Here is a 16,025-nt window from a genome sequence, read left to right as displayed (position 1 = left end):
AAATCGAAGCGGGCGCGCTTGTCGTCATCTGTCAGTTCTCAGGCTTCGAGCTTGTAGCCCAGGCCGCGCACGGTGACCAGGTGCTCGGGCTTGGCCGGATCTGCTTCGATCTTCGAGCGCAAGCGCTTCACGTGCACGTCGAGGGTCTTGGTGTCGCCGACGTAATCGGCGCCCCAGACGCGGTCGATGAGCTGTCCGCGGGTGAGCACGCGCCCGGAATTGCGCAGCAGGTATTCGAGCAGGTCGAATTCCTTGAGCGGCAGCGTCACCGCCTTGCCGTTCACCTGCACGGTGTGGCGGTCCACGTCCATGCGCACGGGGCCGGCCTCGAGCACCGCGGTCTCGCTGCCGTTGTCGGGCTCCTCACCGGCGCCGCGCCGCAGCACGGCCCGGATGCGGGCGATCAGCTCGCGCGAGGAGTAGGGCTTGGTGACGTAGTCGTCGGCGCCCAGTTCCAGGCCGACCACCTTGTCGATCTCGCTGTCGCGCGCGGTCACCATGATGACCGGGACGCTGCCGCGCACCCGTAGCTGCTTGCACACGTCGGTGCCGCTCATGCCGGGGAGCATGAGGTCGAGCAAGACGATGTCCGCGCCCGAGCGGTCGAACTCGGCCAGCGCGGACGGGCCGTCGCCCACCACGGTGACCTCGAACCCCTCCTTGCGCAGCAGGAACGCGAGCGGATCGGCCAGCGACTCCTCGTCCTCGACGATCAGCACACTCGTCATCGGGTTGCCTCCACACCGTTGGTTCTGGCCCGCCCGAGGGGGCGCGTGCCGTTTTCCTTCTTGGCCACCGGAACACCGGTGGCAAGTCTCTTGTCGACCTGCCCGTTGGAATCGGCAGGGTGGGCCGGGATGCGCAGGGTGAACGTCGATCCGGTGCCCAGTTTGCTCCACAGGGTGATCTCACCGTTGTGGTTGGCGGCCACATGCTTGACGATAGCCAGCCCGAGGCCGGTACCGCCGGTGGCACGCGAGCGCGCTTTGTCGGCCCGGAAGAAGCGTTCGAAGACGCGCTCCTGGTCTTCCTTGGAGATGCCGATGCCGCGGTCGGTGACGGCGATATTGATGTAGCCGCCACGCAGCGCCCGGCTCACCGACACGTGGGAGCCGCGCGGCGAGTACGCGATGGCGTTCTCGACCAGGTTGGACAGCGCGGTCACCAGCAGGGTCTGGTCGCCGAGCACCTCGAGGCCGCTGCCCGCGTCGGTGGACACGGTGATGCCCGCGGCCTCGGCGGTGGTGCGGGAGCGTTCGATGGCCTGGGTGACCACGGTGTCGACGTCGACGGCCTCGAGGTCGGGCAGCCGTTCGGCGCCCTGCAGGCGCGACAGCGCGATCAGCTCGGTGACCATCTTGCCCATGCGGCGGGCCTCGCCGTGCAGGCGTTCACCGAAGTGCCGGACCGAGTCGGGATCGTCGGCGGATTCCAGCAACGCCTCGGCCAACAGGCTCATGGCCCCGACGGGGGTCTTGAGTTCGTGGCTCACATTGGCGACGAAGTCGCGGCGGGTGGCCTCCATGCGGGCCTGTTCGGAGTCGTCGTCCGCGAACAGGACCACGAAGTTCGGATTCTCCTGGGAGAGCGGCCGGGCAACTCCTCGGACAGCGAGGCGGGCGCGGCCGGGCATGGGAATCTTGGCGGTCAGCTCGAACTCGACGTCCTGGCCCCCGGCCAGCACCTGTTCGACCGCCGCCCAGGCGCGCTCGTCGAGCAGGCGGTCGTGGACCACGCCGAGCTCCTCGGCCCGCGGGTTGACCAGGACCACGTCCCGGTACTGGTCGACGACGGCGATGCCGGATTCGGAGGCGAGCACGATCAGGTCCAGCACCTGGGACATGGTCAGCCCGGTGTCGGTGGCGGCACGCATCCGTTCCTGGCGAGCGTTCACATACGGAATGAGCAGTCCGCCGACGGCCAGTCCTACTACGGCCGCCAGGACTGCCAAAAGCACGGCCTGTGGAACGCTCACACTTTGAATCGTACGGTCGCCGACGCGGGGTCAAACCCCGGGTGCAGGAAGTTTCACGCAGGTCATAGGTCCTTCCACCCTTGTTAGCCCGGTGTTCACACGATGTTCGGTCAGCGTGTCGCGGCCGGTGAGCGCCCTTGTGGCAACCGCTTTCGCGGTGGCGGTTCAGTCCTCGGGATCGCCGTAGAGGGCGGTGCGCACGGTGTCGCCGTGGCGGTCGGCCCACTCCCCCAGCGCGAAAATTGGAATCAGCAGATCACGGCCCGCAGGAGTCAGCGAATACTCAACGCGCGGTGGCGCTTCCGCGTATCGGCGATGTTCCAGCAACCCCATCGCCCGCATGCGCCGCAGGGTCTGGGTGAGCATCTTCTGACTGATGCCGCCGATGGCGCGGCGCAATTCCACCGGGCGCATCGGACCCTCGCGAAGTGTGTAGACGATCACTGTCAGCCATGAATTGCCGAATACGTCTACCGCCAGCCGCGCGGGGCAGTCCGATTCGCGGCCGCCGTATTCGGCGAACCGCACCGGTTCGATGCTCTCGACCGTCATGCCTCCACCCTGCCACCGCCATTGGGCACCCGGGAGTGCGCTTCGGAATTCCTACCGTCGTCATCACACACCACACCAAGGAGATGACATGCGAATCGGAATCATCGGGGCCGGGCAGATGGCCCGCGCTCTGGGCGGCGGCTGGGCCGCGGCCGGGCACGAGATCGTGGTCGGCGCACGGACTTCCACGCGGGCGGTGGAGGCCGCCGCCGCGATCGGGTCCGGCGCCCGGCCCGCCACCGTCGCCGAGGCCGCGAATTTCGGTGACGCGACGCTGCTGGCGGTGCCGGTGGCCGCGTTGACGGATATCCTCACCGACCAGCGCGAGGCCCTCACCGGGCGCACCCTGATCGACTGCACGAATGCCTTCGCCCCGGGCACCGGCGGCTTCGGTCTCTCCGAACCCGCTGTGGCCGAACGCATCTCGGCCGCAGTGCCCGACGCCAAGGTCGTGAAGGCGTTCAATCTGCTGGCGGCCGAGGTGTGGGCGGTTCCTGATCACGAATTCGACGGCCACCCTTTGACGGTGCCACTGTGCGGCGATGACGAGGCGGCGATCGCGCTCGTGTCCGGCCTCGCCGAGGACCTGAAGCTGCGCCCGATCCCCGCGGGCGGCCTGTCCCGGGCCCGATACCTGGAGGCCACCGCGGCTTTCGTGGTCGGCCTCTGGTTCACCGGTCACGATGCCCGTGCCCTGTTCCCGCCGCTGGAAGCGGCCTTCGCCGTTCCCGACGAGTCGGAGGGCTAGCGCGGGATGTGGCTGCCCAGGTGCGGGCGCCGGCGCCGGACGGGGTGGACGAGGTCTCGCCGACCCCGATTCCTGAGACGCGGGCCGCATGCGGCCGGAAAGAAAAAAACCCCGGGCGTGCACGCCGTTGTGCACGCTCGGGGATTCGATCCCGGTAGGGGCGGTGTCACCAGCCGGTGTTGCCGCGGACCGGGATGTTCACGAAGCTCGGACGGTCCGGGTCGAGCTGCAGGTGCTGCGGCTTCAGGCCGGTGTCGATGAGCATCGGAAGGATGGGCAGGCCCTTGGGGAAGTTGCCCGCGAACACGTCCACGCGCAGGCGGTGGCCCGGCTGCAGGACGGCCTGGGTGCCGCCGAGGGCGATGTCGAGGGTGGTGGCCTCGCCGGGCACGGTCTCCTGGCGCTTGTCCAGGGAGGTGAAGGCGCGCGGGTCGGTGTAGTCGCCGTTCGGGGAGCGGCTGCTGCGGTCCTCGTCGACCTGGCGCAGCGAGGCCATGAGCTCGCCGGAGGTCAGCACGGTGGACTGGCCGTCGGGGGCGACGTCGTTGACGGTGACGGTCCAGTAGCCGTCGGCGGCGTCCTGAACGGTGTTGAGGTGCACCGCGATCGGGCCCGAGATGGTGGTGGCCTCGGCGACCGGCGCGCTGGTGAAGGTGAGCGCGTTGGTCTCGGCGACGCGGGAGTCCTTGGAGCAGCCGTCGATCAGGTTGAGGATGCCCGCGGTGGCCTGGGCGGCGTCGTTGGAGCAGACGGTGGACAGGCCGGGCGCGACGGTGAGCCGCTCGCCGTCACCGTTGGCGGTCGCGGTGAGCGAGCCGTCGTGCACGCTGTTCGCGGTGCCGGAGGGCTGCGCGGAGAAGTACATGCGCCGGTAGTCGGCGGCCTCGGAAGCCGGTGCGGTGGGCCCGAATCCGCCCTGAGTGTTCCAGCCGCCGCCCTGCGTCCTGAGGGTCACCGGACCGTAGGCGTCGATGCCGTTGTCGATGCCCTTGAGCCACTTGTCGAACCAGGCGCGCTGCAGCACGTCCAGGCGCGGCGGGGCGCCGACGCGGTTGACGTCCGCACCGGAGGTGACGTGGTAGGTGTTGCCCATGAGCAGCTGCTTCTGGCCGGGCGGCAGCGGAATCTGGTTGTAGATCTTGGATTCCGAGTAGGTGAACAGGTCGTGCCAGCCGCCGGTCACGAAGGTCGGGATCTGGATGCGGCTGGGGTCGCCGAGCCAGGCCTGGCGGTCCTGGGTGAACCCGTTGAGCATGTCCTTCACGCGCGGGTCGAGGCTGTCCATGGTGGTGGAGGTGTAGGCCGACATCAGCACGTCGAGGTAGCCGAAGGGATCGTTGACGCGATCCTGCAGCCACTTGAAGTCGAAGGTGCCCGCGGCGACGGAGGCCAGGTCCGGCACCCACTTGAGGCCGTTGATGGCGCTCAGCCACAGCGGGATGAAGTTGAAGCCGAAGCCGCCGCCGGGCGCGAGCACGTCGTCGATGAGATCGCTGCCGGGCACGATCGGGAAGATGGCCTTCAGCGCGGGCGGCTGCTTCTCGGCGGCCTGCACCTGGTTGATGGCGCTGTAGGACAGCCCGCTCATGCCGATGCGGCCGTTGGACCAGCTCTGCTTGGAGGCCCAGTCGATGGTCTCGACGGTGTCCTGCTGCTCGCGGCCGCGCAGCATGTCCCATTCGCCCTGCGAGAATCCGGTGCCGCGCACGTCCACGACGACCTGCGTGTACCCGGACTTGATGAGCTGGCGGTCGACGGAGAAGTTGCGGAGTTCGCCGTTGCCCGCCGCGTTCAGCAGTTCACCGAAGCCGGTGAGCGGAGTGCCGTCGAGGTGGATGTTGCGGAAGACGTTCAGGAGCGCGTCGGACAGCCCGGGGATGGAGAAAGCGCTGTCGGCGACGTTCGACACCAGCTTGGTGTAGGGCGTCATGTTGAGCACGGTCGGCGTCGGGGTGTCGATGGGACGGCCCGCGGCGTCGGCCGGGTGGTAGACGTTGCCTTTGAGGACGGTGCCGTCACTCATGGTGATCGGGACGTCCCACTCGATGAAGACGTTGGGGTACTGCTGTGCCCCGTCCTGAGTGTTGGTCCACGCGACTCCGGCGGCGCCGCCGTCGGGTCCGGTGGGGGTGATGGCATCGGCTGTGATGCCGGTCAAAGGTAGGAGCAGAGCGGCCGTGGCGGCTAACACCGTGGCCCGTAGCGCGTGCTTCATCGAACGTGATCTACCTCTCGCGGATGGTCGAACGCCCAGCAGCATATCTACTGAGAAGTAAGTTGCAAACCCCGGTTACACGTACTGATTCGACAAGCCGAAGAAACGGCAAATTGTTGTGTGAGCGTTGGGAATACCCTACGGGCGCGTAGTGAGATGTGTATCACATCAGAATACGAAAACAATAATGCCCCGCCCAATCACTGTGGGCGGGGCATTATTTCGAGTATTTCAGGGTGAAACTATTTTCCGCCCTGGTTCGCGACGGCGGCGGCGCCGGCCGCGGCGGCCTCCGGGTCCAGGTAGACACCCGGGCCGATGGGGCGCAGGTTCTCGTCCAGCTCGTACTTGAGCGGAATGCCGGTGGGAATGTTGAGTTCGGCGATCTCCTCGTCGGAGATGTTCTCCAGGTGCTTCACCAGCGCGCGCAGCGAATTACCGTGCGCGGCAACGAGAACGGTCTTACCGCCGCGAACATCGTTCGCGATGGTGTCCTCCCAGTACGGGACCATGCGGGCGACGACGTCCTTGAGGCACTCGGTGGCCGGGACCTCGATGCCCGCGTAGCGCGGGTCGCCGTCCTGGCTGTATTCGCTGTCGACCTCGATCGGCGGCGGCGGGGTGTCGTAGCTGCGACGCCACAGCATGAACTGGTCGTTGCCGTACTGCTCCTTGATCTCCGCCTTGTTCTTGCCCTGCAGGGCGCCGTAGTGGCGCTCGTTCAGACGCCAGTCGCGGACCACCGGAATCCAGTGCCGGTCGCAGGCGTCGAGGGCGTTGTTGGCGGTGCTGATCGCGCGGCGCAGCAGAGAGGTATAGACGATGTCGGGCAGAATCCCGTGCTCGGCGAGCAGCTCGCCGGCGCGCTTGCCTTCGGCGACACCCTTGTCGGTGAGGCGAACGTCCACCCAGCCGGTGAACAGGTTGAGGGCATTCCATTCGCTCTCGCCGTGGCGCAGCAAAACGAGGGTGTACGTCATGGGGTCATCCTCCCACGAGCAGCGCCGCGCCCCGCAGGGTGGCCTGATCAGTGAGTTCGGAGGGAACGACCCGCAGATCCCGCAGGAAGCGCAGACGGGCGTGGCCGAGCGCCGCCGCGCGCAGCGGCTGCCACAGCGGCTCCCCGGACTGCGCGAAGCCGCCGCCGATGACGACCAGATCGGTGTCGAGCAACGCGGCCGCGGAGGCGACGGCGGTCCCGATGGCGGTGCCGGCCCGGGCGAGCGCCTCCATGGCGAGCGGCTCCCCATCGCGCGCGGCCTGCGCCAGTTCCACCCCGGTCGCGCCCTCCCACCCTTGCCGCCGGGCCCAGCGCACCGCGGACTTGCCGCTGCCGACGGCCTCCACGCAGCCGAATCCGCCGCAGGCACAGGGCTCTTCGTTGCCGGGCACCACGATGTGGCCGACGTGCCCGGCATTGCCGGTGCGGCCCATGACGACCCGGCCGTCGCTGATGATCCCGCCGCCGATGCCCGAGGACACGGTCAGGCAGAGCGCGTTGTCCGCGCCGCGCGCCGCGCCGAGCCGGTGTTCGGCCAGCGCCAGGCAGGCCCCGTCGAGGGCGAAGCGAATCTCGGCCGTGGGGAACACTTTCCGCACCGCGTCCACGAGGGGGAAGCCGTCGGCCCATTCCGGGATATTGAGCGGACCGCACACCCCGGCGTGGACGTCCACCGGCCCCGCGGACCCGATGCCGACCGCGGTCACCGTCTCCCCCGCGGCCACGGCGCCGAGTAATTCACGGCAGGCCGCCCACACTCCGGATTCGGGTACGTCGACGCGTTGGGGTTTTTCGGGCATTCCGGTCGAATCGACCAGGGCGGCCGCGAATTTGGTCGCTCCGATATCCAGCGCAAGCGCCACCATGGCTCCCCCGCCTCTCCGAGACTTCAGCGCACGGCTCAGATTCGTCCGAGTTGGCATTGCGTGCCTGCGGTGGTGAGCCGAACCTATTGTGGACGTCCCCGACAAGTTACCCCGACCGGCACGAAATCAGTTCTCACCCTGGCATACGGGGCAACGTGTCGGCGTCCTCGATGAGGTGTTCGAAGGCGCGCAGATTCTTGAGCGATTCGCCGCGCGAGACCCGCCATTTCCATTCCTTGCGAATGGATTCGGCGAAGCCGAGTTCGAGCAGGGTGTTGAAGTCGGCGTCGACGGCCTCGAGGATCTGGCCGAACCAACGGTCCAGTTCGTCGGAGGTGACGCGGTCGTTGGACATGCGCCCGACCAGGTAGATGTCGCCGACCCGGTCGATGGTGTACGCCACGCCGTACAGGCGGCGATTGCGGCGCAGCAGGAATTTGTAGACGCCCTCGAAGTTCTCGTCGGGCTTGCGGCAGACGAAGGACTCCATCCGCACGCCGTGCTTGCCGACGCCGACGCCGATGACGGTCTCGAGCTTGCGCTCGCCCGGCAGCACCACCGCGAACAGGTCGGGCGCCTCGCGCGAGTACTCGATCTCGCGGTCCCGGAGCGTATCGTCGATGAGTTGTGCCGTGGCCCGGGCGGTTTCGTCGTTCAAACCACCGCTGCTGGCATGCGGGCGCGGCATCCAGTCGCGCTCGACCTCACTCATCTGCGTACCGCTCCCGTCCGCCGCCGCCACAACGACTGCGATCTGGCCTGATTGCTGTCGGTATGCAGGCTACCGCGCGCCCGAGCGCCCCGAGCCTGCGACAACGCGGCCGAGTAGCTCTCCAGCAGCCCGTCGGCGGTGTGCGCCCAGGAGAAGTTGGCCGCGTGCTCGACGGCCGCCGCTCCCATGAGTTCGAGCCGGACCGGGTCCTCGAGCATGCCGCGCAGCGCGTCCGCCCAGTCCGGGGTGCGGTGGCCGGGAACCAGCAGACCGGAGACTCCGTCGCGGACGGCGGTGCCGAGCCCGCCCACGTCGGCGGCCAGCACCGGGGTGCCGCTGGCCTGCGCCTCGATGGCGACCAGGCCGAAAGACTCGTTGTAGCTGGGCACCGCGACCAGGTCGGCGGCGCGGTACACCTGCACCAGCCGGTGCGCGGGCTGCGGCGGCAGGAAGGTGACGCGATCCGAGATGCCCAGGGCCGCAGCGAGTTCGATGAGCGCGTTGGGCCGTTCCAGCCCGCTGCCGGAGGGTCCGCCCACGATCACCACGCGCAGCGGCCGGGCGGGCGGCACCGGCTGCGCGGCCTCCTCGGCGAGCAGGTGCGCGGCGGCGCGGACCAGCACGTCGGGGGCCTTGAGCGGCTGGATGCGGCCGATGAAGGCGACGATCCGCTCGTCGGCGCGCAAGCCGAGCTCGGCGCGGGCGACGAGCTTGTCACCGGGGAAGTAGCGGCTCAGGTCGGCACCGGGCAGCACCACGTCGATGTGCTCGGGGTCGGCGCCGTACAGCTCCACGAGCTGGCGGGCCTCCTCGCCGGTATTGGCGACCAGCCGGTCGGACTCGGCGACGATCTGCTTCTCGCCGATCTCGCGGACCGCGGGCTCGGGGCAGTCGCCCTCGGCCAGGAAGGCGTTCTTGACCGCGGCCAGGGTATGCGCGGTGTGCACCATCGGCACCCGCCAGCGGTCCCGCGCGAGCCATCCGACTTGACCGGACAGCCAGTAGTGCGAGTGGATCAGGTCGTAGTGGCCGGGCAGGTTACGCGCCTCGGTGCGCAGCACCTCCGCGGCGAAGGGGCACAGCTGAGTGGGCAGGTCGAACTTGTCGAGCCCCTCGAAGGGCCCGGCGACCACATTGCGGACCAGCACGCCGGGCGCGGCCTCGACGACGGGTTCGTCATTGGAGGAGGTGGCGCGGGTGAAGATCTCCACCTCGGTGCCGCGGCGGGCGAGTTCGAGGGCGGTCTGCAGGACGTAGACGTTCATACCGCCCGCGTCGCCCGTTCCGGGCTGCGCCAAGGGTGACGTATGCACCGATAGCACGGCAATCCGATTGGGCCGTAGCTCCGGGCGTTGACTCACCACTCCAGTGTGCACGGGGGTTACAACGCCCCATGCACGGGTTACCTTCCCAAGTGACCTGACTCACAAGGATATTCGTCAGCGTGAATGCAATACCGCTATCACCGCAGGTCTCGTGCGAAAGCGGCGATTTCGGCGGCGAATCGCTCCGGATCCTCGATGAACAGACCGTGCTGGGCGCCCTCCCAATACGAGGTCCGCACGTCGGGCGCTGAGGCCGCGATGTGGCGGCCGTTCTCGATGGGAACCACCGGGTCGGCGGTGCCGTGCAGCACCAGGACGGGGATGTCGAGGCCGCGCAGGGTGTCGGTGTTGTCGACCGTCCGGTAGAACAGCGCCTTGCGGACCCGGGGCAGGGTGGCGATGCTGCCGCCGAACAGCCGCTGGGCGTCCACGCCCTTGTCCCGGCCGGGGCCGGTATTGGCATTGCCGAAGGCGGCGAAACCGCGCATGGCCTTGCCCGGGCTCTCGTCGAACACGTCCGGAATGGCCTTGGCCATGCCGGGCCCGGTCTCCGCGCCGGGCACACCACGGCCGATATTGGCCTGCGAACCGGTGTAGACGACGCCCGCGAGGGCCGCGGTGCCGTGCGCGGTGAGGTAGTCGGAGGCGACGATGCCGCCGTAGGACCAGCCCAGCAGCAGCGCGCCGGAGGTGATGCCCTCGGCCGCGAACACGGCGGCGATATCGGCGGCCCAGTTCTTCGGGTCGTCGTAGCCGGCCTCGGGGGCGTCGGAGTAACCGTGCCCGCGCAGGTCCACCGCGATCACCCGGAACTGCTCGGCGAGCAGGTCGGCCGACCGTCCCCAGCAGAGCAGATTCCCGGCCCAGCCGTGCAGCAGCACCAATGGGCGCGCCCCTTCCGGACCCGTCACCCGGTAAACGATGGTCGTGCCGTCCGCGCTCACTGCTTCCCGAATCGCCATGCAGTGAGGCTAACCGGCAGCGCCGCCGTGATCTCGCGCCCGCCACGGCGCCCGCGGCGGGCGCGGGCCCGGAAGGCGCAGGCCAGGGTCCTTGCCTAAGCTCGGAACCATGAGCACTCGTACCGCTGTGGTGACCGGAGCCAGTTCGGGTATCGGCGAGGCAACCGCCCGCGAACTCGCCAAGCAGGGATACCACGTGTACGTGGGCGCACGCCGGGTCGAGCGGCTGGAGAAGCTGGCCGAGGAGATCGGCGGCACCCCGCTGGCCCTGGACGTGACAGACGAGGAGTCGGTGCGCGCCTTCACCGAGGCCGTCGAGCGGTGCGATGTGCTGGTCAACAATGCCGGTGGCGCGAAGGGCCTGGCCCCGGTGCTCGAGGCCGATCTGGACGACTGGCGCTGGATGTGGGAGACCAATGTGCTGGGCACGCTGCGGCTCACCAAGGCGCTGCTGCCCAAGCTGATCGCCTCCGGGGACGGCCTGATCGTCACCATCACCTCCATCGCCGCCTTCCACGCCTACGACAACGGGTCCGGGTACACCTCGGCCAAGCACGCGCAGGCGGTGCTGCACCGGACGCTGCGCGGTGAGCTGCTCGGGCAGCCGGTGCGGCTGACCGAGATCGCGCCGGGCGCGGTGGAGACGGAGTTCTCGCTGGTGCGGTTCGCGGGTGACACCGAGCGCGCGGCGAGCGTGTATCAGGGCATCGATCCGCTGGTGGCGCAGGACATCGCGGAGGTGGTCGGTTTCGTGGCGTCCCGCCCGCCGCACGTCAATCTGGACACCATCACGGTGACGCCGCGGGATCAGGCCGGGCCGGGCCGTTTCGCGCGTCGTTCCTGACCGGGGTGCGCGGCGCGGCGCAGTCACATTGCGCCGCATCGCAGTTCACGGCCCCATGATCTGAATCACGGATTCTTCAAAATCGGAATCCGCGCGCCGGCCGCTGCTAGCGTCCCCCGCAACCGAGGGCGGCTTGGAGCGAATATGGTGAGATCACGCATCGAGGCGGTCGGGTCGTACCTGCCCGCCACCGAGATATCGACCGCGGAGCTGCTGGCCCAGCTGGCCGTCGACTCCCCCGTCGACCTGGAGCGGATCAGTGGCGTGCGGCACCGCCGCCGCTGTGCCGAGGACGAGGACTCCTTCACCGTGGCGATGGCCGCGGCCCGGACCGCCCTCGACAATTCCCGCTACGACGCCGCCGATCTGGACGTCGTCATCTCCTGCTCCATCACGCGTATTCGCGGCGACGAATTCTGCGTGGAACCCTCGTTCGCGCTCATGCTGCGCAACGAACTCGGCGCGACCGGAGCCATCCATTTCGACGTCTCCAATGCCTGCGCGGGCATGATGAGCGGAGTTCTGGTGCTGGACCGGATGATTCGCGCGGGAATGGTGCGGCGCGGCCTGGTGGTCTCCGGCGAGTACATCACCCCGATCTCCGATACCGCGGTGCGCGAGATGTCGGAGAAATACGATCCACAGTTCGCGTCCCTGACCGTCGGCGACGGCGCGGCCGCGGTGGTGCTGGACGGTGAGGGCACCGCCGACGAGGGCATCGACTACGTCGAACTCAATACCAGCGCCGGATTCGCACAGCTGTGCCTGGGCATGCCGAGCGACCGCAGTTCCGGAATCGCGCTCTACACCGACAATCGGGCCATGCACAACGAGGCCCGCTATCTGCTGTGGACCACCCGGCAACGGGATTTCCTGGCCGCGCGGGGCAGCGATTTCGCGGCGGAGGGCTACGACCACGTGATCCACCATCAATTCAGCGCGCCCGCGGTGGAATTGGTGTCCAAGATCGCCGAACGCGAATTCGACGCCCCGATACCGCCCGCGCTCATGGTGCTCGACCGGTACGGCAACACCGCGTCCACCTCGCATTTCGTGGTTTTGCACGACGCGCTCAAACACCAGCGGATAGCGTCCGGGGCGAAAGTACTGATGGTCCCCGCGGCTTCCGGCGTCGTGGCCGGGTTTCTGTCGGTGACGCTCGGCGATCTGCGGGTGTGATGCGGTATGGGAATCGTGATTTCTTCCATCGTCACCGAAATCGGTGGCGGCAGTTCGATCGAGCCGGCGGCCGCGGCCGCGCGCCGGGCCATCGCGGAGGCGGGCAGTACGCCCGAGCGGATCGACGCGCTGATCAATACCGGCGTCTACCGCGACGCCAACATGGTGGAACCGGCCATGTCCGCGCTGATTCAGCAGCAGGTGGGCATCGGGCTGGAGTATCGCAGCGGCGATGTGCCGTGCCTGTCCTTCGACCTGATGAACGGGGCCTGCGGCATTCTCAATGCCATCCAGGTCGGTCAGGCGCTGCTGGAGGCGCCGACCGTGCACCGGGTGCTGTTGGTGTCCGGTGACGCGCACCCGTCGAAATCGCCGCGGCCGCAGCCGGGTTTCCCGATCAAGCCGGTGGGTGCGGCCATGCTGCTGGAAAAGGCGGCGGGCCCGGCCGGATTCGGTGCGCTGCACATCAGCGCCACCGACGGGCGGCCCGCGGCGGAGGGTTTCGTGCGACTGACGGAGATGGGGACGACCGGTCGGTCCTCGATCACGGTGCATCGCCCCGCCGACGTCGAAGCGCTCCTGCGCCACGCGGTCTCGGCCGCGACCGAAGCCCTCGAGGTGGCGGACGCGCCCCTGGACCGCACGACGCTGATCTGCGGGCGACCCACCCCCGACTTCCCGGCTCGGCTCGCCGAGCGCCTGGGCATCGCCCCCGAGGCGGTCAGCGCCGACGACACCGAGGGCGACGCCCACACCTCGGCCCTGCCCGTCGCGTTCCTGGCGGCCCGCGACAGCGGCGGGCTCGACCATGCCGACGTAGCCTTGTTCGTGGCCGCGGGGGCGGGTCCGTCGGCCGCCGCCATCGCGTACCGCCTGCCGAAACCGTAAGTCGCGGTAAGCAATTCCGCCAGGAGGGGCCATGAACGACCTATGGGTGATCGTGCCCGCCTACAACGAGGAACACGGCATCACCGCCACCCTGGCGGCGCTCGCCGGACAGCGGGACCGGGACTTCACCGTCCTGGTGGTGGACAACAACTCCACCGACGCCACCGTGAAGGTGGTGCGCGACTTCGCCCTCGCGCATCCCGAGCCGCGGATCGCGATCGTCACCGAGGAACGCAAGGGCACCGGCGCGGCCGCCGACACCGGCATGCGCCACGCCATCGCGGCCGGGGCCACCCGCCTGGCCCGCACCGACGCCGACTGTCTGCCCGCCCCCGACTGGACCGCGCGGATCCGGGCCGCCTTCGACTCCGGGCTGCGCTTGGTCAGCGGTCAGCTCATCCCCCGCACCGACGAGGGCGTGAGCCTGCTGGACCGCACCGTCATCCGAGTCGCCCTCGAGCTGGCCACGCAGTTCGGGAAACTCCGGCCCGGCAACCAGGATCCGCGCTACCTGGGCCCCTACGTCATGACGCCCGGCTGCAATATGGCCATCACCGCCGAGCTGTACGAGGCCGCGGGCGGTTTCCCGCGCACCGCCATCGAGGAGCTGCACGAGGACCGGGCGCTGGTGAACGCGGTCCGCACGCTCACCACCGACTACGGGCTGCGGCGCGACGTGCGGGTGTACGGGTCGAATCGGCGCGTGAAAGCCTGGGGTGTGCGCAAGACCCTCGCCTGGTACGCCGACCACCGCTACAAACCGGAGCTGGTGGACATCCGGTGACGTCTGGATACCCGTCCGCGGGCGAGGATTTCGTCGCGCTGCTGCGTGAGCAGGTGCTGCGCACCCCCGACGCCCCCGCCCTCGGCATGATCGGCGAACAGCCACTGAGTTTCGCCGAACTCGACGCCCGCATCCGCCTGGTGGTGAAACGCCTGCACAGCAAGGGCTTCGAGCCCGGCGACCGGATGCTGTTCTCCATCCGGCCCTGCGTGGACGCGGTGGTGCTGGTATTCGGGACCATCGCGGCCGGCGGCAGCATCGTGTTCGTGGACCCCGGCGTCGGACCCGAATTGTTCGCGCGCCGACTGGAACTGGTGCAACCCGGCTGGGCCGCCACCGAATCACTGCTCTACCTGCTGAGCGGGCCGCTCCAGAAATACGGCCGCCGGCTCGGCCTCTCGCTACCGGAATTCGGACGGCTACCGGTGCGCCACATCCACAGCGGCCCGCGCCTACCCGGGACGCCGCGCGGCTCCATCCCGCTCGGCCGCCTGATCGGCTCCGAACCCGGCTGGTCCGGCCCCGCCACCGGCGTCACCGTGGACGTGCCCGTCGAGGATCCCGACGCCGAGGCGCTCATCGTCTTCACCTCCGGCACCACCGCCGACCCGAAAGCCGTGGTGCACACCCGCGGTTCGCTGGGCGCGGGCCTGGCCGCCGTGGCGGGCGCCACCACCCTGATGCCCGGCTCGCACTTGCACACCGAGCAGTTGATGATGGGCTTACCCGCGGTGCTGGAGGGGGCGCGCTGGTCCATGCCGCGCTATCCCCGCTTCAGCACCCATGTCGATCCGCTCGGCTTCGCCCGCACCCTCGGCCCGGCGGGTAGCCCGGACAGCGCCACCCACGCCTTCCTCACCCCCGCCGACCTGGCGACCATCCTCGATGCCGTCGAGGCCGGGCGGCTGCCCGCGCCGGCCCACCTCGAGGAGATCTCCCTCGGCGGCGCGCCCGTCACCACCGTGCTGCTGCGCCGCGCCCGCGCGGTCCTCCCCGGCACCGAATTGCTGGCGGTCTACGGCATGACCGAGATCCTGCCGGTGGCAATCACTTCCGGCGCCGACAAACTCGCCTTCGAGGGCGCGGGCGACCCGCTCGGCTTCCCGTGCGACGGCGTGGACGCGCGCATCGCCGACGACGGCGAACTCATCCTCTCCGGCCCCAACCTGTGCCGCGGCTACCTCGGCGAACCCCCGCTGAAGGAGATCGCCACCGGCGACCTGGCCCGCTTCGACGGCGGCACCCTGGTCCTGATGGGCCGCACGAAGGACATGATGATCCGCGGCAAGACCAATATCTATCCGGGCCTCTACGAACCGGCCATCGTGGGTGTCGAGGGCGTCCGCGAGGCCGTCATGATCGGCATCCCCGACGAGATCGGCGACGAGCGCATCGTGCTGGCCGTCGTCGCCGACCCGCACGCCACCGACGTCGAGACCCGCCTACGCCGCGAATTACCCGCCCTCATCGACGTTTCCGCGCTGCCCGACGACATCGTCCTGGTCGACGAGATCCCCGTGGCCGGCCGCACCAGCAAGCCCGACCGCGCCGAACTACGCGCCCGCCTGCAACGCCGCTGACGGATCCGGCCGCCGCGCCAGCGCGGTGAGCACCGCGTCCGCGAAAGCCTCCGCCCGCGCCCGCGACAACACCGGATCCGCGTAACAGAACCCCAGGTGCGTTTCCTCGTGCGCGGTGGTGATCGCGACCGTCACCGCGCTCACACACGAATTGCGGCCCGGAAGTCGACCGGCGACCCCCACGCCGACGGCGATATCGGTGATGCGCACCAGTCCCGCCGCGGTGTCGAAGGGCTCCGCCAATTCGGCGTCGAGCTCGCGCACCCACGCTCGGCATCGCGGGATTCGATCCGTCGCACCGGAATTCGCGGCCGGGTCAGCGGCCGCCATCGCGGGTCGCTACCCGCGTCGTCCGCGATCCCCATGCGCAGCGAGTGATATTCCGCGACCAGCGC

The 16,025-nt window shown here is 69.2% G+C and carries 16 protein-coding genes; 6 read left to right on the top strand and 10 right to left on the bottom strand.

Translation table 11 applies throughout. From position 1 onward, the window contains the following. Positions 1-38: 38 nt before the first annotated feature. The 3 genes from ACFV4K_RS21190 to ACFV4K_RS21180 form a co-directional block, all read right to left on the bottom strand. Entirely contained in the window at positions 39-728 is a 690-nt protein-coding gene (locus ACFV4K_RS21190) for a response regulator transcription factor (protein WP_357090946.1), read from the bottom strand. Beyond that, on the bottom strand, positions 725-1,975 hold the full coding sequence (locus ACFV4K_RS21185; RefSeq protein ID WP_379277016.1) for a sensor histidine kinase: 1,251 nt from the start codon (positions 1,973-1,975) through the stop codon (positions 725-727). Before ACFV4K_RS21185 ends, ACFV4K_RS21190 begins: the two co-directional genes overlap by 4 nt. Positions 1,976-2,140: 165 nt before the next feature. Beyond that, complete coding sequence (locus ACFV4K_RS21180) at positions 2,141-2,527, bottom strand: winged helix-turn-helix transcriptional regulator (protein WP_379277014.1); 387 nt, start codon at positions 2,525-2,527, stop codon at positions 2,141-2,143. 88 nt (positions 2,528-2,615) lie between these two features. Between ACFV4K_RS21180 and ACFV4K_RS21175 the strand changes: the two genes are divergently transcribed. Beyond that, positions 2,616-3,275, top strand: coding sequence for an NADPH-dependent F420 reductase (locus ACFV4K_RS21175; RefSeq protein ID WP_379277012.1), 660 nt, complete (start codon positions 2,616-2,618; stop codon positions 3,273-3,275). Between the two features lie 166 nt (positions 3,276-3,441). Here ACFV4K_RS21175 and ACFV4K_RS21170 read toward each other — a convergent pair whose 3' ends face one another. The 6 genes from ACFV4K_RS21170 to ACFV4K_RS21145 all read right to left on the bottom strand — a co-directional run bounded on the left by ACFV4K_RS21170 (position 3,442) and on the right by ACFV4K_RS21145 (position 10,355). Beyond that, complete coding sequence (locus ACFV4K_RS21170; RefSeq protein ID WP_379277011.1) at positions 3,442-5,490, bottom strand: CocE/NonD family hydrolase; 2,049 nt, start codon at positions 5,488-5,490, stop codon at positions 3,442-3,444. A 242-nt stretch (positions 5,491-5,732) separates the two neighbouring features. Beyond that, a complete protein-coding gene (locus tag ACFV4K_RS21165) occupies positions 5,733-6,470 on the bottom strand; it encodes a phosphoglyceromutase (RefSeq protein ID WP_213559126.1) in 738 nt (245 codons plus the stop codon). A 4-nt stretch (positions 6,471-6,474) separates the two neighbouring features. Beyond that, positions 6,475-7,356, bottom strand: coding sequence for an ROK family protein (locus tag ACFV4K_RS21160; RefSeq protein WP_379277010.1), 882 nt, complete (start codon positions 7,354-7,356; stop codon positions 6,475-6,477). A gap of 133 nt (positions 7,357-7,489) precedes the next feature. Continuing rightward, the gene (locus ACFV4K_RS21155; protein WP_379277022.1) at positions 7,490-8,044 is read right to left on the bottom strand and encodes a YbjN domain-containing protein; all 555 of its coding nucleotides are present in this window, start codon (positions 8,042-8,044) and stop codon (positions 7,490-7,492) included. 20 nt (positions 8,045-8,064) lie between these two features. Beyond that, positions 8,065-9,432, bottom strand: a complete 1,368-nt coding sequence (gene mshA / locus ACFV4K_RS21150) for a D-inositol-3-phosphate glycosyltransferase (RefSeq protein WP_379277021.1) — start codon at positions 9,430-9,432, stop codon at positions 8,065-8,067. Positions 9,433-9,530: 98 nt separating this feature from the next. Further along, entirely contained in the window at positions 9,531-10,355 is an 825-nt protein-coding gene (locus tag ACFV4K_RS21145; protein WP_379277008.1) for an alpha/beta fold hydrolase, read from the bottom strand. 109 nt (positions 10,356-10,464) lie between these two features. Between ACFV4K_RS21145 and ACFV4K_RS21140 the strand changes: the two genes are divergently transcribed. The 5 genes from ACFV4K_RS21140 to ACFV4K_RS21120 all read left to right on the top strand — a co-directional run bounded on the left by ACFV4K_RS21140 (position 10,465) and on the right by ACFV4K_RS21120 (position 15,630). After that, complete coding sequence (locus tag ACFV4K_RS21140) at positions 10,465-11,199, top strand: SDR family NAD(P)-dependent oxidoreductase (protein WP_379277006.1); 735 nt, start codon at positions 10,465-10,467, stop codon at positions 11,197-11,199. Positions 11,200-11,343: 144 nt separating this feature from the next. Continuing rightward, positions 11,344-12,378 carry a 3-oxoacyl-ACP synthase III family protein gene (locus tag ACFV4K_RS21135; RefSeq protein ID WP_379277005.1) on the top strand — a complete coding sequence of 345 codons (1,035 nt, stop codon included), beginning with the start codon at positions 11,344-11,346 and terminating at the stop codon, positions 12,376-12,378. A gap of 6 nt (positions 12,379-12,384) precedes the next feature. Further along, the gene (locus ACFV4K_RS21130; RefSeq protein ID WP_379277004.1) at positions 12,385-13,266 is read left to right on the top strand and encodes a hypothetical protein; all 882 of its coding nucleotides are present in this window, start codon (positions 12,385-12,387) and stop codon (positions 13,264-13,266) included. 31 nt (positions 13,267-13,297) lie between these two features. Next, positions 13,298-14,050 carry a glycosyltransferase gene (locus ACFV4K_RS21125; protein ID WP_379277003.1) on the top strand — a complete coding sequence of 251 codons (753 nt, stop codon included), beginning with the start codon at positions 13,298-13,300 and terminating at the stop codon, positions 14,048-14,050. Further along, on the top strand, positions 14,047-15,630 hold the full coding sequence (locus ACFV4K_RS21120) for a class I adenylate-forming enzyme family protein (protein WP_379277002.1): 1,584 nt from the start codon (positions 14,047-14,049) through the stop codon (positions 15,628-15,630). Before ACFV4K_RS21125 ends, ACFV4K_RS21120 begins: the two co-directional genes overlap by 4 nt. On the opposite strand, the gene ACFV4K_RS21115 is transcribed toward ACFV4K_RS21120, so the two are convergent. Continuing rightward, the gene (locus tag ACFV4K_RS21115) at positions 15,604-15,960 is read right to left on the bottom strand and encodes a hypothetical protein (RefSeq protein WP_379277001.1); all 357 of its coding nucleotides are present in this window, start codon (positions 15,958-15,960) and stop codon (positions 15,604-15,606) included. The two genes, ACFV4K_RS21120 and ACFV4K_RS21115, sit on opposite strands and share 27 nt — an antisense overlap. Positions 15,961-16,025 lie beyond the last annotated feature (65 nt).

The sequence above is a fragment of the Nocardia sp. NPDC059764 genome (assembly GCF_042732555.1).
Classification (GTDB): Bacteria; Actinomycetota; Actinomycetes; order Mycobacteriales; family Mycobacteriaceae; genus Nocardia.
Note: the sequence above shows the minus strand (reverse complement) of the source record. Positions and strands in the feature narration are given on the sequence as shown.